This window comes from Klebsiella sp. M5al (genome assembly GCF_002090195.1).
In the GTDB taxonomy this organism is placed as follows: Bacteria; Pseudomonadota; Gammaproteobacteria; order Enterobacterales; family Enterobacteriaceae; genus Klebsiella; species Klebsiella grimontii.
The window spans coordinates 1,471,251-1,489,379 of the sequence record NZ_CP020657.1 but is presented as its reverse complement, the minus strand read 5'-3'; the positions used below and the strand labels follow the sequence as shown (position 1 = coordinate 1,489,379).

The 18,129-nt window shown below is 57.3% G+C and carries 16 protein-coding genes; 7 read left to right on the top strand and 9 right to left on the bottom strand.

Annotation, left to right across the window (positions count from 1 at the left end; genetic code table 11):
• Nucleotide 1: 1 nt before the first annotated feature.
• The 4 genes from lpxH (at nucleotide 2) to purK (ending at nucleotide 2,830) form a co-directional block, all read left to right on the top strand.
• A complete protein-coding gene (gene lpxH, locus BWI76_RS07080) occupies nucleotides 2-724 on the top strand; it encodes a UDP-2,3-diacylglucosamine diphosphatase (protein ID WP_064371469.1) in 723 nt (240 codons plus the stop codon).
• Nucleotides 725-830: 106 nt separating this feature from the next.
• Nucleotides 831-1,160, top strand: a complete 330-nt coding sequence (locus BWI76_RS07075) for a hypothetical protein (RefSeq protein WP_004137860.1) — start codon at nucleotides 831-833, stop codon at nucleotides 1,158-1,160.
• A 96-nt stretch (nucleotides 1,161-1,256) separates the two neighbouring features.
• Complete coding sequence (gene purE, locus BWI76_RS07070) at nucleotides 1,257-1,766, top strand: 5-(carboxyamino)imidazole ribonucleotide mutase (protein WP_004137862.1); 510 nt, start codon at nucleotides 1,257-1,259, stop codon at nucleotides 1,764-1,766.
• Nucleotides 1,763-2,830, top strand: a complete 1,068-nt coding sequence (gene purK / locus BWI76_RS07065; protein ID WP_004137864.1) for a 5-(carboxyamino)imidazole ribonucleotide synthase — start codon at nucleotides 1,763-1,765, stop codon at nucleotides 2,828-2,830. The genes purE and purK overlap by 4 nt, the downstream gene beginning before the upstream one ends.
• 220 nt (nucleotides 2,831-3,050) lie before the next feature.
• On the opposite strand, the gene BWI76_RS07060 is transcribed toward purK, so the two are convergent.
• Genes BWI76_RS07060 through BWI76_RS07045 form a run of 4 tightly spaced genes read right to left on the bottom strand, consistent with a single transcriptional unit; the run spans nucleotide 3,051 to nucleotide 7,704 of the window.
• Nucleotides 3,051-3,944 (bottom strand): carbamate kinase, encoded by an 894-nt coding sequence (locus BWI76_RS07060; RefSeq protein ID WP_004137866.1) that lies wholly within the window; start codon nucleotides 3,942-3,944, stop codon nucleotides 3,051-3,053.
• A gap of 9 nt (nucleotides 3,945-3,953) precedes the next feature.
• Nucleotides 3,954-4,757, bottom strand: a complete 804-nt coding sequence (locus BWI76_RS07055; protein ID WP_004137868.1) for a DUF2877 domain-containing protein — start codon at nucleotides 4,755-4,757, stop codon at nucleotides 3,954-3,956.
• A 10-nt stretch (nucleotides 4,758-4,767) separates the two neighbouring features.
• Nucleotides 4,768-6,027, bottom strand: coding sequence for a DUF1116 domain-containing protein (locus tag BWI76_RS07050; RefSeq protein WP_004137870.1), 1,260 nt, complete (start codon nucleotides 6,025-6,027; stop codon nucleotides 4,768-4,770).
• Between the two features lie 9 nt (nucleotides 6,028-6,036).
• Nucleotides 6,037-7,704, bottom strand: a complete 1,668-nt coding sequence (locus BWI76_RS07045) for an acyl-CoA synthetase FdrA (protein WP_004137872.1) — start codon at nucleotides 7,702-7,704, stop codon at nucleotides 6,037-6,039.
• 315 nt (nucleotides 7,705-8,019) lie between these two features.
• Here BWI76_RS07045 and allD point away from each other — a divergent pair, with 315 nt between their 5' ends.
• From allD to allE, 3 genes are read left to right on the top strand one after another with little or no spacing between them, the layout of a single operon-like run.
• Nucleotides 8,020-9,069 carry an ureidoglycolate dehydrogenase gene (gene allD, locus BWI76_RS07040; protein ID WP_004137875.1) on the top strand — a complete coding sequence of 350 codons (1,050 nt, stop codon included), beginning with the start codon at nucleotides 8,020-8,022 and terminating at the stop codon, nucleotides 9,067-9,069.
• 21 nt (nucleotides 9,070-9,090) lie between these two features.
• A complete protein-coding gene (gene allC / locus BWI76_RS07035; RefSeq protein ID WP_004137877.1) occupies nucleotides 9,091-10,326 on the top strand; it encodes an allantoate deiminase in 1,236 nt (411 codons plus the stop codon).
• A gap of 10 nt (nucleotides 10,327-10,336) precedes the next feature.
• On the top strand, nucleotides 10,337-11,119 hold the full coding sequence (allE, locus tag BWI76_RS07030; RefSeq protein ID WP_004137879.1) for a (S)-ureidoglycine aminohydrolase: 783 nt from the start codon (nucleotides 10,337-10,339) through the stop codon (nucleotides 11,117-11,119).
• 75 nt (nucleotides 11,120-11,194) lie between these two features.
• On the opposite strand, the gene glxK is transcribed toward allE, so the two are convergent.
• From glxK to BWI76_RS07005, 5 genes are all read right to left on the bottom strand, one after another.
• Nucleotides 11,195-12,340: a glycerate 3-kinase gene (glxK, locus tag BWI76_RS07025; protein ID WP_004137881.1), complete on the bottom strand. Its 1,146-nt coding sequence runs from the start codon at nucleotides 12,338-12,340 to the stop codon at nucleotides 11,195-11,197.
• Nucleotides 12,341-12,358: 18 nt separating this feature from the next.
• On the bottom strand, nucleotides 12,359-13,669 hold the full coding sequence (locus BWI76_RS07020) for a uracil/xanthine transporter (protein ID WP_004137883.1): 1,311 nt from the start codon (nucleotides 13,667-13,669) through the stop codon (nucleotides 12,359-12,361).
• Between the two features lie 175 nt (nucleotides 13,670-13,844).
• Complete coding sequence (gene allB / locus BWI76_RS07015; protein ID WP_004137886.1) at nucleotides 13,845-15,206, bottom strand: allantoinase AllB; 1,362 nt, start codon at nucleotides 15,204-15,206, stop codon at nucleotides 13,845-13,847.
• A gap of 107 nt (nucleotides 15,207-15,313) precedes the next feature.
• A complete protein-coding gene (locus BWI76_RS07010; RefSeq protein ID WP_004137887.1) occupies nucleotides 15,314-16,768 on the bottom strand; it encodes an allantoin transporter in 1,455 nt (484 codons plus the stop codon).
• A gap of 81 nt (nucleotides 16,769-16,849) precedes the next feature.
• Nucleotides 16,850-18,103, bottom strand: coding sequence for an MFS transporter (locus BWI76_RS07005; RefSeq protein WP_004137889.1), 1,254 nt, complete (start codon nucleotides 18,101-18,103; stop codon nucleotides 16,850-16,852).
• Between the last annotated feature and the right edge of the window lie 26 nt (nucleotides 18,104-18,129).

Genomic DNA, 18,129 nt, shown 5'->3' with positions numbered 1-18,129 from the left:
CGTGGCGACGCTTTTTATTGCGGATTTGCATCTGCAAACGGAAGAACCGGCGATTACCGCCGGTTTTCTGCGTTTTTTACACGGGGAAGCCCGCCAGGCGGACGCCCTGTATATCCTCGGCGACCTGTTTGAAGCCTGGATCGGCGATGACGATCCGAACCCGCTGCATCGGCAAATTGCCGCTGCGCTCAACGCGTTAGCCGAGTCTGGCGTCCCCTGCTACTTCCTCCACGGCAACCGCGATTTTCTCGTCGGTCAGCGCTTTGCCCGCGAAAGCGCCATGATCCTGCTGCCGGAAGAAAAGCTTCTCGACCTCTACGGGCGCAAAGTGCTGATTATGCACGGCGATACCCTCTGCACCGACGACGCGGGCTATCTGGCGTTTCGCGCGAAAGTCCACAATCCCTGTATCCAGCGCCTGTTTCTGGCCCTGCCGCTGTTTATTCGCCGCCGTATCGCCGCCAGAATGCGCGCCGACAGCAAAGCGGCCAACAGCAGCAAGTCGATGGAGATTATGGATGTCAATCCGCAGGCGGTGGTTGACGTCATGGAGAAACATCACGTCCAGTGGCTGATTCACGGGCATACGCACCGCCCTGCCGTCCATTCCCTGGAAGCCAACGGCAAAACCGCGTATCGCGTAGTGCTCGGCGCCTGGCACAGCGAAGGTTCCATGGTCAAAGTCACGCCAGAAGACGTCGAGCTGATTCATTTCCCTTTCTGATAGCCTGCAGGCACTATTCCGAAAAATCCCCTCAGGCAACTGAATTGCTGTCTTTCCTTGCTCCCGCCAGGTTAATTTTCCAGCAAACCTCTCTCAAGGAACGAGCATGCAAAAATGGAGTCAGCCCCTGATTTGGGGAATGGTCATCGCCGTCATCGGCCCGATTATGGCCAGCTTTTTTGGTCTGGCGTTTACCTATCTTGGAACGCTGAGCGTAGTCTGGTTCGCCATTTTATTATGGATTCTCTATTTTTACGCGATTTATCTGCTCTGCACACGGCCGCACGATGAGCGCTTTGTGCAGGTATACATGCTGATTATGAGTATTCTTATGCTGCCCTGGGGGCTGGTGCTGATTTTTACCTTTTTCGCCAGCGCGACCGCCGCCCATAACCGCCGCGTTTCATCGAATACCGACGAGACAAAAGTCGGCTAGCCATGCGTACGCAACCGTTTTCCTTGCCGTCAGTTCATGCTATTCTCTGTGGCCTCTAAAGCAGTGTGAAACACACCCACAGGAGTTTTAAGACGCATGTCTTCCCGCAATAATTCGGCGCGTATCGCCATCGTGATGGGGTCCAAAAGCGACTGGGCTACCATGCAGTTTACCGCAGAAATCCTTGATGCCCTGAACGTTCCGTACCATGTCGAAGTGGTCTCCGCCCACCGCACGCCCGATAAACTGTTCAGCTTCGCCGAAGGCGCGCAAGAGAACGGTTATCAGGTGATTATCGCCGGTGCGGGCGGCGCGGCGCATCTGCCGGGTATGATTGCGGCGAAAACCCTGGTGCCGGTGTTAGGCGTGCCGGTTCAGAGCGCAGCGTTAAGCGGCGTTGACAGTCTCTACTCCATCGTCCAGATGCCGCGCGGTATCCCGGTTGGCACGCTGGCGATCGGTAAAGCCGGCGCCGCCAACGCCGCCCTGCTGGCGGCGCAGATCCTCGCCCAGCACGATGCTGAACTCCTCCAGCGCCTCAGCGCCTGGCGTCAGGCGCAGACCGATGAAGTGCTGGATAACCCGGACCCGCGGGGTGCGGCATGAAGCAGGTGTGCGTTCTCGGCAACGGCCAGCTAGGCCGAATGCTGCGTCAGGCCGGTGAGCCGCTGGGTATTGCGGTCTGGCCGGTTGGTCTGGAAGCCGACCCGGAAGCGGTGCCGGTACAGCAAAGCGTGATTACCGCAGAGATTGAACGCTGGCCGGAAACCGCGCTGACCCGCGAGCTGGCGCGTCATTCCGCGTTCGTTAACCGCGACGTCTTCCCGATTATCGCCGACCGTCTGACGCAAAAGCAGCTGTTCGATAAGCTGGCGCTCGCTACCGCGCCGTGGCAGCTTCTGGCGGATAAAAGCGAGTGGCCCGCGGTGTTCGCCCGTCTCGGCGAGCTGGCTATCGTTAAGCGCCGCGTCGGCGGCTACGATGGCCGCGGCCAGTGGCGTTTGCGGGAAAACGAAACCGCGCAGCTACCGGATGATAACTACGGCGAGTGTATCGTCGAGCAGGGGATTAACTTCTCCGATGAAGTGTCGCTGGTCGGCGCTCGCGCCCGGGACGGCAGCACGGTCTTCTATCCGCTGACCCGCAACCTGCATCAGGACGGTATTTTGCGTACCAGCGTCGCTTTCCCACAGGCAAATACGAAGCAGCAGGCGCAGGCAGAGCAAATGCTGACGGCGATCATGAATGAGCTGGGCTACGTTGGCGTAATGGCGATGGAGTGTTTCGTCACCGCCGATGGCCTGCTGATTAACGAACTGGCGCCGCGAGTCCATAATAGCGGCCACTGGACGCAGAACGGCGCGTCGATTAGCCAGTTCGAACTGCATCTGCGGGCGATCACCGATCTCCCCCTGCCGCAGCCGGTGGTAAACAGCCCGTCGGTAATGATCAACCTGATCGGTACCGATCTGAACTATGACTGGCTGAAGCTGCCGCTGGTGCATCTGCACTGGTATGACAAAGAGGTGCGTCCGGGTCGTAAAGTCGGACACCTGAACCTGACCGACAGCGATACCGACCGCCTGAGCGCGACGCTGGAAGCGTTGAAGCCGCTGCTGCCGCCGGAATACGCCAGCGGCATCGTCTGGGCGCAGGCGCAGCTGGCGTAATCCAGCCCCCCATTATCCCGGCTCGCGGCGCGCTGCGCCTTAGCCGGGCTACAAAAACCGCCAGATGCCCGTCTCCTTCTGGAACTTTCTCGGAGGCGGCGCTGCGCACCTGTCCGGGCTACCAGAGAGCACTCCCCCGTAGCCCGCACAAGGCGCCGCCCCCGGGGGAAAAGCGCACGCTATTTTACAGTCTGCGCCGCTGGTAAGTTTCGCCAACGCATCAGGGCTTGATACACGTTCCCGCCAATCCAGCCAGAGTGTCATCAATGCGCGACAGCGCGCCAATCCACGCCCGCTTGCCCCGGCGGCGAACGTAACCGCTGACCGCCGCGATTTTCGGCCCCATCGCGCCATCGTTGCGGGCAAAAGGCGCCAGCGCTTCCGGCGTCGCTTCGCGAATAGGCCGCTGCATCGGGGTGCCCCAGTGCTCATACACCGCATCGGCGTCGGTGAGGATCACCAGGCCATCGGCGTTAATCTGCTCCGCCAATAGCGCAGCCGCGAGGTCTTTATCGATCACCGCTTCCGCGCCGCGCCCGCACTCCAGCACCGGGATCCCCCCGCCGCCGCAGCAGATCACCGCATGACCTTCGCCCAGCAGGCGCTCAATCGACTCGCTCTCCTCAATCCTCACCGGAGTCGGCGAGGGAACCACCCGGCGCAGATATTTGCCGTCACGCTTCATCGTCCAGCCGTATTCGGCTTCAAGCTGCGCCTGTAGCTCAGGTTCGTAAACCGGACCAATAAACTTCTCCGGGGCTGAAAATGCCGGATCGTTCGAGGCTACCGCGATGCGCGTCATCACCGTCGAGACCGGCGGCATCAATGCTTCCTGCGCCAGGCGCTGGGCCAGCATATAGCCAATCATCCCCTGACTCTCCGCCACCAGCACGTCCAGCGGGTAAGGTTCGACATCGCCATAAGCGAGGTTTTGCAGCGACAGCAGGCCCACCTGCGGCCCGTTGCCGTGGACAATCGCCAGCCGGTACTTCTGCGCCAGGCGCGCCAGCGCCGGAACCGCGCTATCAATATTGCGGTACTGATTTTCCACGGTCAGCGCTTCCCCGCGCTGCAATAAAGCGTTGCCGCCGAGGGCAACCACCAGCGTTTTCATGATTTTTCCTTAGATAATGTGTTGCGCCAGCCAGAATCCCAGCAGGGTATCCGCGCCGGAGGTGTGGCCCATCGCCAGCAGGGCTTCGACGGCGGGTTCAATACGTCGTCCGCGCTGAAGCGCGTGAGAAAAATGCAGCAGCGGCGAGGCGAAGCGCCCCGCGCTGGCATAGCGTAAATAATTGACGCTCACCTGGGTCGTCGCCGCGTGCAGATCCCCGGATGTGCGAAAGAAAGCCTGCCCGCCGTGGCGCGACATCCGCCCCGCGCGCCAGGCCGCCAGCATCATGCCGATCAGCATATCGTCCAGGCTCGGCGTCAGGCCCGGCCCCTTGCCCAGCCACAGCCGCCAGTCAACGGCGTTCCCGCGCAGCGCTGAGGCAAAACAGTGGCGTAATTGCCGCAATTCAGGATGCAGTGGTGGATGAACCGCCTGCGACAGCGGCCCGAACAGCCCGGTCTCTTCCGGGCGATCCACCAGCGCTTTCGGTAAGCGAGCGCCAGCGGGCTGATAGCAAGGCCGCAGGGAGCAGCGTCTGCGCGGCGGCGACAGCAAAAGGTCATCAACCTGAATGCCATTTTCGCCCGCCGCAGGCAGAGCGCCCGCCCGCAGCGCCCCATGCAGGCGGATAAAATCGCGATGACGTAATACCCATCCGCCGGGACTGATGCCCTGCCCATGACGATGCAGCGTCAGCAATGCGCCGCCTTCAACATAGAGGTTGATAGTGCGCTGCCAGAGGCCGCCGGTTCGCCACGGCTGGCGATGGTCCGGCGCATCAACGCTGCCTGTCAGCGGACGGATAATCTGCATCGCGCGCTCCTTAGCTTACGCCCAGCTCGTCCGCCAGCGCTTCCAGCGCCAGCTCAAAGCAGGCCAGCGGCGCTCTGACGGTCCCGGCGCCAATCTGGCCGATCCCCGCCTCTTTGTGAGCGATGCCGGTGTTGATCAGCGGCGTAATCCCGGTTTCCACCACCCGGCGAATATCCAGCCCCAGACAGGCGCCCTGGAAATCCCAGCCCGGAATTTGCAGCTGCATATTGCGTTCCAGGAAGATTTCCGCCATCTCCTCGGAAACGGATTTCGCCGCCTCCATCCCGCCCGCGCCGACAAAGCGCGTGACGCCGGGAGCGGCGATCATCGCTGCACCGCCGATGCCGAAGGTTTCGGTAATGGCGCTGTCGCCCATATCCGGGTTGGCCTGATCCTGGGTGAAGCCGGTAAAGAACAGTCCCTGCGGGGTGTTGACCGGCGCGGTAAACCAGCGCTCGCCCAGCCCGCTGACGCGAATACCGAACATATTGCCGTTGCGGGTCATCGCGGTGACGATGCTGCCCGCGCGAATTTGCGCCCCGGAATCCATCGCCGCTTTACAGTAGGCCATCGCCAGGTTGAGGAAGAACTGATCGGTAATGGCGAGGAAATCCATCACCTCGGCAATCTGCTGCTTATCGTGATTAAGTCGCGCCAGATAAGGGGCCAGCGTGCGCATTAGCAGCGCGGAGGTGGCGATATTGCGCTGGTGGAACTCATCGCCCATGGTGATGCCCTGGGCCATCATCGCGGTCAGGTCGATGCCGCGTTCCATCTGTTTCAGCGCCGCGCTGAGGACCGGCATCAGCACATCGCGCATCCAGCGCAGGCGCTGCTGCACGTCTTCACCGTAGGCGCCGAAACGCATCACCTTGCCAATCCCTTCATTCAGGTTGCAATAGGCGCGGTTGCCTTCGGCGATGTTCTCCACCACCAGCATCGGCATATTCGGCGAGGTTATCCCGCCCATCGGGCCAACGGCGTTAACGTGGTGGCAGGGAATAAAGGTAATCTCGCCGCCTTCCAGCATCGCGTGGGCGGTTTTTTCATCCTGCGCCCAGCCTTCGAATAAGCATGCGCCGATACAGGCTCCTTTCATCGGGCCGGTCATCTCCTGCCAGCGCATCGGCGGCCCGGCGTGGAGCAGGGTTTTGTTCTGATTCAGCGCCCCGATTAAAGAACCCGCTGGCTGCACATCCAGCCAGTGCGGACGTGCATTACGAATTCGTTCTATTACTGCGTCATTGGCCTGCGCCACTGATGTAAACATAGAGACCTCTTATTGCAAACGTTCTAATAAACGAGCCAGTTTCTTATTCCCCCCGGCGATCGGCGCCCACTGATAGTGGACAACCGGCGTTCCGGCGGACTGTAAATCGAGCGCGAAGCTGCGCAGACCAGCGTTAATCACCGCCACGCCGTCCAGCAGGCTGGCGCGCGGGGCCAGTTCCGCCATCCGCTGCGGGCTAATCAGCGCGCTGGCGAGCAGCGTGGCTTCAGGAAGGCTATCGACCACCACGATCCCCGCATCTTCGAGGGAAGCAATCTGCCGGGAACGGCACTGCGGGTCGCTTTCGGTGCCGGTCACCGTGGCGATGATATGCAGCGGATGGCGCTCATCTCTCACCGCCCACGCCCGCAGGCAGGCTTCCACCAGCGATTCGGCGGGATCGGCGGTCGCGCCGTAGCCAATCACCACGTCCAGCAGCAGCACGCCGACCTGATTTTCCTCGCCCAGTTCGGCAATCAGTTGGTTGCGCAGGGAGGGGTCGATCATCGGATGCGGGCGGCCAACGGTGTAAAAATCATCGCCGAGATCGACAACCTGATGGCCCTGCGCATTGAGCATCATGCCCTGCGGATGATGAGCGTCAGGGGTGATGTTCAGCCGTTCGGCGAGCAACCCGGCGGATTCCGCGGCCAGCGTGCCGCCGGTGTATAAACCGCGAATTTGCTTGCCCGCGACTGCGCTCAGGGTTTGCTGGTAACGCGCGACGCGCGCCAGCAGGCAGGCCAGGCGCCCGGCCTCATCCAGGGTGCGGGCGAACCAGACGTTTTCATCGCGGGCGGCGGGCGGCGCATAGCCGAGAAACAGCGCCACCACCGGCTTAGCGCTGCGCTTCATGGCGCTAATCACCTTCTGGCGCACCGCCTCGGCGGGCGGCTTCGAGACAAAGGCCAGCACCTGGCTCTGCCCGTCCTGGGTCAGCATTTCCAGCGCCGTTTGCGCGCTGATGCCGCCCACCTCGGCGCTCAGGTCGCGCCCGCCGAGGCCAATCGCATGGCTGATCCCTTCCCCGCCAAGGACGATTTGCGAGACCAGTTCCTGAATACCGGTGCCGGATGCGCCAATCACGCCAATGTTGCCGTCCGGCGTGACGTTGGCGAAAGCCAGCGGGGTTCCGGCAATCATAGCGGTGCCGCAGTCCGGCCCCATCACCAGCAGCCCTTTGTCGCGGGCGCGGGTTTTCAGGGCGATTTCATCTTCCAGCGTGACGTTATCGGAGAAGATCATCACGTTTTTCTCGCTGCTGAGCGCCTGCTGGGCCAGCTCCGCGGCGTACTCTCCGGCAACCGAAATTAAGGCCATATTGGCCTGCGGCAGCTTTTGCGTCGCGCTCTGCCAGCGGCGAACCACGCTAAGGCTCTGACTCTGCCCGCTCCCCTGCGCCAGGGCGGCGAGGGCCTCATCAAGACGGGCGTTAATCATTTCCGCCACCGACGCATCCGCGCCATCGGCGCGAATCGCCACGCAAATATCATTCGGCGTCGCGGTGGTAAAATCGTCGTGCCAGAAGCCGGTGGTTTCCAGCAGCGATTTATTTGCCGGTGTGCCCATCATCACCGAAACATCGTCGACATTTTCTGACTCGCTCAGCTTACGCGAAATAATCATTAAGCTGACTGAATCCTGAAAACAGCCCTTTTTTATAAAGGCATGGATCATAATAACTCCCCAATAATTGCACCCATTGCAATTGAATGAGCATGAATAATCTGCAATCAGGCTAACGAGATAAAATTATCGGCGGCGTGAGCCATATCACATGGAAATTATTACAAGACGCTTTCAAATAAAGCCGAAGGCATTAGCCCGGAATTTTCAATGAATAGATTAACCGGGTCCCTTCTGATAAACCCGCGGTGATTATTAAATAAAATCTAACTAACTATTTTTACCAATGCAGATCACAATTTAAGTTTATTTTCCCCGTATTTTAATCGTCAGTCAGGCTCTACACCGTCGTTAAAAGGAAGACAGATGAAAGTCAGTCGGGAAACACTTCATCAGCTTATTGCCAATAAGCTGAACATAGCAGGGCTTACTCATAATCACGCGGATATTATTGCCGATGTGCTGGTTTATGCCGATGCAAGAGGCATTCATTCGCACGGCGCGGTCCGCGTTGAATATTATGCGGAACGTATTGCAAAAGGCGGAACTAACCGTCAACCCAACTTTACCTTTGAAAAAACAGGTCCCTGCAGCGGCATTTTGCATGCCGATAATGCCGCTGGTCAGGTCGCTGCCAAAATGGGCATGGAGCACGCGATAGAGATTGCCCGGGAAAACGGCGTCGCCGTGGTCGGCATCCGCCGCATGGGGCATAGCGGGGCGATCTCTTATTTCGTTCAGCAGGCGGCCCGCGCCGGATTTATCGGGCTTTCGCTGTGTCAGTCGGATCCGATGGTCGTGCCTTTCGGCGGCGCGGAAATCTATTACGGCACTAACCCGCTGGCCTTCGCCGCGCCCGGCGAGGGCGACGATATCATTACCTTCGATATGGCGACTACCGTGCAGGCCTGGGGGAAAATTCTCGACGCCCGCTCGCGCCATGAAACCATCCCCGATAGCTGGGCGGTGGATAAAAACGGCGCGCCGACCAGCGACCCCTTTGCCGTCCACGCCCTGCTTCCGGCAGCCGGTCCGAAAGGCTACGGCCTGATGATGATGATCGACGTGCTCTCCGGCATTTTGCTCAACCTGCCCTTTGGCCGCCAGGTCAGCTCGATGTACGACAACCTCAGCCAGGGACGCGAGCTGGGTCAGCTGCATATCGTTATCAACCCGGCGTTTTTCTCCTCCAGCGCGTTATTCCGTCAGCATATCAGCGACACCATGCGCGAATTAAACGCCATTGCCCCAGCCCCCGGATTTAACCAGGTTTATTACCCGGGGCAGAACCTGGATATCAATGAGAAAAACAGCGCGGTGGATGGTATCGAAATCGTTGATGAAATTTATGACTATCTGGTTTCGGACGCTTTATATAACCGCTCTTATGAAACCCATTCCCCTTTTGCTCAATAAATTAAAATACAGGAGTTGCGTATGGCTCATTATTTTCGACAGGCAATAGAAGAGACCTTGCCCTGGCTTTCCTCTTTCGGCGCCGACCCGACCGGGGGAATTACCCGCCTGCTCTATTCGCCGGAATGGTTACAGGCGCAGCAGGCGTTTAAACAACGGATGAGCGAAAGCGGGCTGGAAACGCGCTTTGATGAAGTCGGCAACCTTTATGGCCGCCTGCCCGGTACGCGCTTTCCCGACGAAGTTATCCTCAGCGGTTCGCATATTGATAGCGTGGTCAACGGCGGTAATCTTGACGGTCAGTTCGGCGCGCTGGCGGCCTGGCTGGCGGTACGCTGGCTAAAAGAGACCTACGGCGCACCGCTGCGTACCGTCGAAGTGCTGGCGCTGGCCGAGGAAGAAGGCAGCCGCTTCCCTTATGTCTTCTGGGGTAGCAAAAATATCGTCGGCATCGCCAACCCGGCGGACGTGCGCGAGATTAATGACGCCAAAGGCGTGGCGTTTGTCGATGCCATGAAGCAGTGCGGATTCACGCTGCCCGCCGCCCCGCTGGCGCCGCGCCGGGATATTAAAGCCTTCGTCGAGCTGCATATCGAACAGGGCCGGGTGCTGGAAACCAATAAGCAATCCATCGGCGTGGTCAACGCCATCGTCGGACAGCGCCGCTACACCGTCACCCTCACCGGCGAGTCCAATCATGCCGGTACCACACCAATGGGCTACCGCCGCGATACCGTTCATGCGTTTAGCCGCATCTGCTGCGAGTCTATCGCCAAAGCGAAGGCCCACGGCGACCCGCTGGTGCTCACCTTCGGCAAGGTCGATCCGCAGCCGAATACCGTTAACGTGGTGCCGGGTAAAACGGTTTTCACCATGGACTGCCGCCATACCGATGCCCGTGAGTTAACGGCCTTTACGGAAGTGATTGAAGCCGATATGCGGCGGATCTGCCGGGAAATGGAGATTGGCATTGAAATCGACTTGTGGATGGATGAAGCCCCGGTTCTGATGGATAAAACGCTGGTGGCCCGGCTCACCGCGCTTTGTGAGAAAGAGAGGGTGAATTTCCGCGTGATGCACAGCGGCGCGGGCCACGACGCACAAATTTTCGCCCCCTGCTTCCCGACCTGCATGATCTTTATGCCGAGCATTAAGGGCATCAGCCATAACCCGGCGGAAAGCACGCATATCGACGATCTGGCGGAAGGCGTAAAAACGCTGGCCTTAATGTTGCATCAACTGGCCTGGACTGAATAAGGAAAAGATAATGGGTTATTTAAATAATGTGGTTGGCTATCGCGACGATTTACTGGCCAGCCGTTCCATCGTGCGCCACGGCAATTATGCGCTGCTGACGCCGGACGGTCTGGTCAAAAATATTATTCCGGGTTTTACTAATTGCGATGTGACCATTCTGTCAACGCCGAAATTAGGCGCGACCTTTGTGGATTATCTGGTGACGCTGCATGAAAATGGCGGTAATCCGGGCGGTTTCGGCGGCGAAGGGATTGAGACCTTCCTGTATGTGATTGAGGGGGAAATCACCGCCGGGGCGCAAGGCAAAAGCTTCCCGCTAACCAAAGGCGGCTATATTTACTGCCCGCCGGGCGAGAAACTTACCTTCATCAATAACCGCTCAGGCAACAGCCAGCTGTTCCTCTACAAGCGCCGCTATATTGCGGTTGAGAATCACGCCCCTTATCTGGTTACCGGCAACGTCAGCCAGCTGGAGCGAATTCATTATGAAGGAATGGAAGACGTTATCCTGATCGATTTCCTGCCGAAAGAGCTGGGCTTCGATATGAACATGCATATTCTCTCCTTCGAGCCGGGAGCCAGCCACGGTTATATCGAAACCCACGTCCAGGAACACGGTGCCTATATTCTCTCCGGCCAGGGCGTTTATAACCTCGACAACAACTGGGTGCCGGTGAAAAAAGGCGACTATATCTTTATGGGCGCTTATTCACTACAGGCCGGATACGGCGTCGGGCGCGAGGCGTTTAGCTATATTTACTCGAAAGATTGCCATCGCGACGTTGAGATCTGATTGTCACTGATTAAGTTCACTTTTTTGTTTAGCTATGTTGGATTTTGCCACGGTGAAAACCGTGGCATTTTTTATTCAGACGGGGATTTGCTGACCTAATTTTATTGCGCAGGCAATATTACGCGCGCAGGCATAGAGATTCTGCTCGCCGCGATCCAGCACCTCGGCCAGCGGCGCCAGCGCGGGTAAAATACTGAATACCGCATCAATACCGTGCTGATGCACCGCTTCAACGCCGTCGCCCAGCACGCCCGCGATACCGATAACCGGGATGTCGTACTTTTTGGCGATCCGCGCCACGCCGACAGGCGCTTTGCCGCCAACGGTTTGCGAATCCATTCGTCCTTCGCCGGTGATCACCAGGTCCGCATCGCGCAGCGCCTCCTCCAGATGAACCGCTTCCAGCACAATATCGATACCTGATTTCAGCGTAGCGTTAAGGAAAACCCGGGCCGCCGCGCCCATTCCGCCGGCAGCGCCGCCGCCGACCATCGCCGCGACATCCTGACCGGTAGCCGCCAGCATAACCCGAGCGTAGTTTTGTAACCCGCGCTCCAGAACGGCAACCATTTCTATGCAAGCCCCTTTTTGCGGACCAAAAACCGCCGCCGCGCCGCGTTCGCCGAGCAGCGGGTTATCGACGTCGCAGGCCACCTCAATCCGGCAATCGTGAAGGCGCGGATCGAGGTCGCTTAGGTCTATTTTTACCAACCGCTGTAACGCCCCGCCGCCAAGGCCGACGCTCTCGCCGCGCTCATCCAGAAAGCGCGCCCCCAGCGCCTGGGCCATACCCATCCCGCCGTCTACCGTGGCGCTACCGCCAATACCGAGAATAATATGGCGAACCCCGGCGTCCAGCGCATGGCGAATCAGCTCGCCGGTGCCGTAGCTGGTAGCCCGCAGGGGGTTACGCTCCCCGGCGGGAACCAGCATCAGCCCGCTGGCCGCCGCCATCTCAATAAATGCGGTTTGCCCGTCGCCGCTCAGGCCGTAGAAGGCGCCGACAAAATCGCCCATCGGCCCCATGACCGGCAGCATCACCATTTTGCCGTCAGTGGCCTCGACCATCGCCTCAACCGTTCCTTCGCCGCCGTCGGCAATCGGCAGGCAGACGCACTCCGCCTGCGGGAAAATTGAGACAAAGCCCGCTTTTATCGCCTGGGCGCAGCGGCTGGCGCTGACGCTCTCTTTGAAAGAGTCCGGTACAATAATAATTTTCATTGTTGATCCTTTTTGCTGTCATGACTTAATACGATCCCAGGGAATGAGATTTTCCATCACTACCGCCAGCAGCACGCCGATTAATAAGCCGTTGCCTAATAGCGGTCGAATTATCAGGGGTAGCGTCTGGAGATAAACTGGCGGCAGACCCATTAAAAAAATACCGATAAAGAGCGGCAGCGCCAGCCGGTAGATATTTCGCGCGGTGAAGGTAATTTGTTTACTGAACGATAAGCTGGAATATAACAACGGCAGATAAGAGACCAGCATGACCGCGCTGCTAATCGGCAGCGGCAGCGTGGTAAAAAAGTGGGTCAGCGGCGTAAACAGGCCAACTAAAAGACAACACAGGCAGCCGATAATAAACGGCTGGCGCGAGGTTTCTCCGGTTTGGGTTAATAAGCCTATCGACGAAACAAACGGTGAAAACGGCACCACGCTAAGAGGAACCGTTATTAAGGTCATCAGGCCGGAGATAATAAAGCTGCGTCGGTAGCGGCTATTACTGGCGCCCTGTTGGGGATAAAAAACGTCGGTGCCGCGAATGGCGCCGTAGGTATTGGTGATATTCACCAGCCCGGCCAGCAGCGCCGTCAGGATAATGCCTGGGCGTAGTTCTTCGCCGTAGCCGAGCGGAAACCATTGCCAGTGAATCGGCCCGGATGCCGCCGTGGCGGGCGGCGTGCGAAACAGCAGGTACCAGCTCGCCCATCCCGCCAGGGTTCCTGTCAGCAGAGCGTAGCGGGCGATGCCGTCCGGGAGAAAAATAATCATCCCCAGCACCAGGATCATCACCGCCAGCGCGAGGCCAAAGGGCGCCAGTTGAATGGCGGCATTGGCCTGGGTCGAACTAAAGGGCAGCCCGAGCATGCCTTTAAAAAATATGGTCGTCAGCTGCGCACCGAGCAGCAGCATAAAAAAGACCATCACCGTCGGGCTGAAGAGCTTCGCCAGGCGATGACCGATGCCGCTGACGCCAATAATGATGGTCAGAACGGCTGAGAGAAAGATACCCACCGCCAGGCTGGCCGCAATGCTGTCGAACGCGGTGCCGCGCGCGGCTTCGCCGACGGCGACGGTGAGGATGGTGCTCCACCATAGCCCCGTCGGCCCCTCCATAATCGCGCGACGGTGGCCCAGCAGCGCCTGCGCCAGACACGCCAGCCCGGTGGTAATAAAACCGTATTGGGTAAGCGTAATCAGCGCGCTGGCGGGAAGCTGAAAAGCAGATTGTAATGTCGGCGGCACCACCACGGTGTTGCAGAAGATAAAAAAGAACCATTGAAATCCCGCCAGGGTGTTTCGTTGATTTAGCAGCAATACCACCATGATAAAATCCTGACAAAGCGCCTGACGTTGAACTGGCGCTAAACATTGAACGGTGTGGGTTATGCCCCGGATCGCGGCTTGCGCCTTACCCGGGCTACAAAACCCGCGCACGACGTCAGGTTCGTAGCCCGGATAAGGGGTTTACGCCGCAATCCGGGAATGCAACGGTTACCCGTTACTGCTGATGCTTAAGGATAAATTTCCCCTTCGGCGCCTGCGGGAAACCCTGCTCGATGTCATAAATCACCTCGCCGCGCAGGATGGTTTTAGTGATACGCGCGCCAATCTTCCGGCCAACGTACGGGCTGACTTTATGGCGATATTCGAGGTCTTTCGCCTGCAAAACGTAGCTGCTGTTCGGCTGAATAAACACCAGGTCGGCGTCTTTGCCCGGCGCGATGCGCCCCTTGTGCTTGAGGCCGAAAATATCGGCGGCGTTGGTCGCCATCAGGCGGGCGAACTGCGGCAGAGACATACCGCGCTTCTGCACCGCTTCGTCGAACATCACGTCCATGCAGCTTTGCAGACCGGCAATCCCGCCCCAGGCCTGCATGATATTGCCCGCCTTCATTTCCGGCGGACACGGAGAGTGGTCGGAGACCAGGCAGTCTATTTCGCCGTTGAACAGCTTCTCCCACATTCCCTTCTGGTTCTCCGCGTCGCGGATCGGCGGAGAGCACTTCGCCAGGGTGCCAATCGCTTCGAACTGCTCGGTATCCAGCACAAAGTAGTGCGGACAGGATTCGCAGGTGACGTCTTGACCCTCCTGACGCGCGCGGGTCACTTCGGCGACCCCTTCCGGGCTGCTGACGTGGCATACGTGCAGGCGGCAACCGGCGACTTTCGCCAGATAGAGAACGCGGCGGATCGCCTCGACTTCGGTGAAGACCGGACGCGACGCGACATAATCATGCGCCGTCACGCGGCCCTCTCTTTTTGCTTCTTCGCCGAGCTCATCGCAGATCAGCGCATTTTCACAGTGCACCAACACGGTCTGCTTCATTTCGGCCAGCTTTTGCGCGCCTTTGAAAAACTGCCAGTCGTTAACGTCGCGGAAGTCGTTGTCGATCCCGCGATCGCCGCAGGTGGCGACAAAGCATTTGAAGCCCACCACGCCCACTTCATCCAGCTCATGCAGGCGGTCCAGATTATAGGAAACCAGGCCGCCAAGCTGCGCGGCGTCGATGGTTAGCTTGCCCTTCGCGGCATCGAATTTCAGCTCGATGGTTTCGCGGTCGGTGGTCGCCGGGAGCTGGTTCAGCGGCATTTCGATCATCGTGGTGATGCCGCCTTTTGCCGCTGCGCGAGTGCCGGTTTCGTATCCTTCCCAGTGGGTACGCCCCGGCTCAGAGATATGGGTATGCGCATCGACCATCCCCGGCGACACGATCAGGCCCGAAGCATCCATCACCTGCTTCGCTTCGCCCAGGTTTTCACCGATCGCGGCGATTTTGCCGTTAGCAACCGCGATATCCACCTCCCGCGATTCGTTTTCCAGAATAACGGTGCCGTTTTTAATAATTAAATCAAAAGACATATAAAACTCCTTGTATGTGTACAGACGATTAACCCGCCATACTTCTGCTTGTGGCTTTGGGTATTGATGCTTCATCCCTGAAATAAATCTTCCTCTTGATAAGAAAATCAGCTAACAACATCCGGGTGCGAAATATTATTCGGCAGCGCCCGTTTTTTTAGTAAAGCGTATGCGGCAAAAGCGACGATGACGCCGACAAACCACGACACCCGGGAGAATGGTTCGAGCAGCGGAATAAATTTTCCGCCGAGCGATAAAATCACCGCCACGATGGTGACCAGGAATGCGGTAACGTTAAAACCATTATCAAAATACTTATAATCACCCGGCGCGGTATACAGCTCATCAAGATTAATTTGCCCGCGCATGACGACAAAGTAGTGCGCCATCATTACCCCAATAACCGGGCCCAGCATGCCGCCGATAATATCGAGAAAAAGATAAATACTGTCCTGATTCTCCATTAATTTCCATGGGCAGATCAGCAGGCTAATAATACTGGCGATCAGTACGCCGTTTTTATAGGTCAATTTAGTCGGCGCAATTGCCGCGATTTGATAGCCTGCCGGAATAATATTACCGGTGGCGTTGGTGGAGATCGTGGTCATTAATATCACCAGCACCGCAAAGAAAGAAGCAAACAGGCTGTCCCATTTCTGCACGATATCCAGCACGTTCCAGGTATCCATGTCGTAATGGATACTGGCCCCGGCGATAATGCACACCCCGGCCACCGCGAAAAGAATATAAGCCACGACTAAACCAAGGGTTTGCCCAAGCGCCTGATCGCGAAACGAGCGCGCGTTCTGGGTAAAGTCCGAGGCGCTGACAGCCGGCGCCGCCCACACGGCGACCACCGCGTTAATCACCACCAGGAACAGGAAACCGCTATGTTCCGCTTTCTCCACTCCGGTCGGTAGGTAGTCGAGGATCGGGCCAATCCCCACCAGCGAGATAGCCCAGATGGCCATGCCGCCGAACACAACATAGATACAGGGGTTGAGGATCGCGGTGAATTTATTGAGAACTTTTCCGCCGCCGAAACCAATCCCCACATTAATCAGCCAGAAAACCAGAAAGGCGATCAGCCCCGGCAACGACAGTCCCAGCAGCTTAAAATCGCCGCCAAGGGTCAAAAACGCTGGCCACAGTTTGCCTAATAAGATCAGGAATGCCAGCGAACCGGCATAGCATTGCAAACCAAACCACATAATCGCCGCAATACCGCCTCTGAGCAGGCCAGGTAATAATGCCCCACGCACCCCATACGAGGCTCTTAAAATCATAGCGAAGGGTACGCCGTATTTACTTCCGGCAGCGCCATTAAACACCATAACCGCGGCAATAATAAAAGCACTCAATATTATTGCCATCATTATACTGAACGTTGATAGTCCAAGAATAAAAAAACCACCAACCATGACATAATTAGGTACGTTGTGTACGGATCCCATCCATAAGGTAAAATAGTTAAATGTCTTCCAGTTACGCTGCGATTCTATTTTTGGTAATAGATCGTCGCTATAACCTCTGGATTTGTACAGGTCTTGAGCTTGTTCCATAATTCCCTCTTAATACGCATCGGATTACGTTTACAGGTTTAGCTATGTGGAACAACAAATTATTATAATTATTTATATTTATTATACGGGGATTGTCTTTGACTGTATTTTGTTCTTACGCAAGGTAATCAATGCAAACAGTATCGTTCCGGTAATAACTAGCCCGGCAGACATCACAAAACTAATTTCTTTTGACCCAGTCAGATCGGAAATAAAACCGGTGAGCGTCGGGGCAACGACCGCTGAACTCATACCAAAGAAATTAAATAAGCTGAAAGCGCGGCCTAATGTTTTCGCTGATGCCTGCTCGGAGACAAACGAAATAAGAATCGGGTCAACGGCCATTTTGCCCAGCAGTCCGTACAGCACGAGGCTAATCATCAGCATGGTGGTATTCGGCGACAGGACGGTAAACATCAGCATGGCCGCGGCGACAATCTCCAGCCCGAGAATAACTTTGACTTTACTGTCGCGGAATTTATCCGACAGATGGCTAAAGAACAGCGCCCCCGGCACCCCGACAACCGCCACCAGCGCCGAAGCAAAACCAATGGCCCCGCCGTCAAAGCCGCGTTCGGTCTGGAGATAGGAAGGCAGCCAGGTGACGATCAGGTAGTAGCCGTAGCAGGTGCAGAAATAGAGGAAGTAAACGCTGCACAGCAGCGGCGAAAACAGCGGCGCTGACTTCTCTTCGACCGGTGCTGACGCCGTGGCGCTATTTTTATTGACCGCTGCGGCTGGCTCTTTAAGCTTGCGACGAATCACCAGGGTAAACACGCAGAGCATCACCACCAGGATCGCGGCGACAATAAACAACACGTTTTGCCAGGCCATATGCATGCTTTTGACCAGAATGCTTGAGCCAATCAGGCCAATCCCCATCCCGATAGCCGAGCCGCTGTTAATAATGGCGTTCGCCAGCGCCCGACGCTCCTGCGGCACGTTGGCCGAGGAGAGCGAATAGGCGGAGCTGAAGAAGGACGCGCAGCCGGCGCCGGCCAGCAGCGAGCCGATATAAATCAGCGTCAGGTTTCCCGCATTAGCGATGCTTAGCGTGCCGATAATAAACAGCGAGAAACCACACATCAGCATAATTTTCTGCCCCAGTTTATCAACCAGAATACCGCAGGGGATCTGCATTCCGCAGTAGGCAAGAAAATAGAAGCTGGCTATCGCGCCAATTTCAGCGTTACTGACGTTGCCTAAGGACGCCTGAATTTCCGGGTAAATCGGCGTTAATACGGTACGATAAATCCATATTGCCACCCAGCCCAGACTCATTACCACGACTATTTTCTTCCAATAGTCGATACCCGTTTTATTGATAGTATCCATAAATTCACCCGTGAGGTTTAAAAAAT

Coding starts and splice junctions, on each gene's coding strand:
- allD (WP_004137875.1), top strand. CDS start 8,020: ATGAAAGTCAGTCGGGAAACACTTCATCAGCTTATTGCCAATAAGCTG.
- BWI76_RS07055 (WP_004137868.1), bottom strand. CDS start 4,757: ATGCAGATTATCCGTCCGCTGACAGGCAGCGTTGATGCGCCGGACCAT.
- BWI76_RS07045 (WP_004137872.1), bottom strand. CDS start 7,704: ATGATCCATGCCTTTATAAAAAAGGGCTGTTTTCAGGATTCAGTCAGC.
- BWI76_RS07075 (WP_004137860.1), top strand. CDS start 831: ATGCAAAAATGGAGTCAGCCCCTGATTTGGGGAATGGTCATCGCCGTC.
- BWI76_RS07010 (WP_004137887.1), bottom strand. CDS start 16,768: ATGGAACAAGCTCAAGACCTGTACAAATCCAGAGGTTATAGCGACGAT.
- allE (WP_004137879.1), top strand. CDS start 10,337: ATGGGTTATTTAAATAATGTGGTTGGCTATCGCGACGATTTACTGGCC.
- allB (WP_004137886.1), bottom strand. CDS start 15,206: ATGTCTTTTGATTTAATTATTAAAAACGGCACCGTTATTCTGGAAAAC.
- BWI76_RS07005 (WP_004137889.1), bottom strand. CDS start 18,103: ATGGATACTATCAATAAAACGGGTATCGACTATTGGAAGAAAATAGTC.
- purE (WP_004137862.1), top strand. CDS start 1,257: ATGTCTTCCCGCAATAATTCGGCGCGTATCGCCATCGTGATGGGGTCC.
- purK (WP_004137864.1), top strand. CDS start 1,763: ATGAAGCAGGTGTGCGTTCTCGGCAACGGCCAGCTAGGCCGAATGCTG.
- glxK (WP_004137881.1), bottom strand. CDS start 12,340: ATGAAAATTATTATTGTACCGGACTCTTTCAAAGAGAGCGTCAGCGCC.
- BWI76_RS07050 (WP_004137870.1), bottom strand. CDS start 6,027: ATGTTTACATCAGTGGCGCAGGCCAATGACGCAGTAATAGAACGAATT.
- allC (WP_004137877.1), top strand. CDS start 9,091: ATGGCTCATTATTTTCGACAGGCAATAGAAGAGACCTTGCCCTGGCTT.
- BWI76_RS07020 (WP_004137883.1), bottom strand. CDS start 13,669: ATGGTGGTATTGCTGCTAAATCAACGAAACACCCTGGCGGGATTTCAA.
- BWI76_RS07060 (WP_004137866.1), bottom strand. CDS start 3,944: ATGAAAACGCTGGTGGTTGCCCTCGGCGGCAACGCTTTATTGCAGCGC.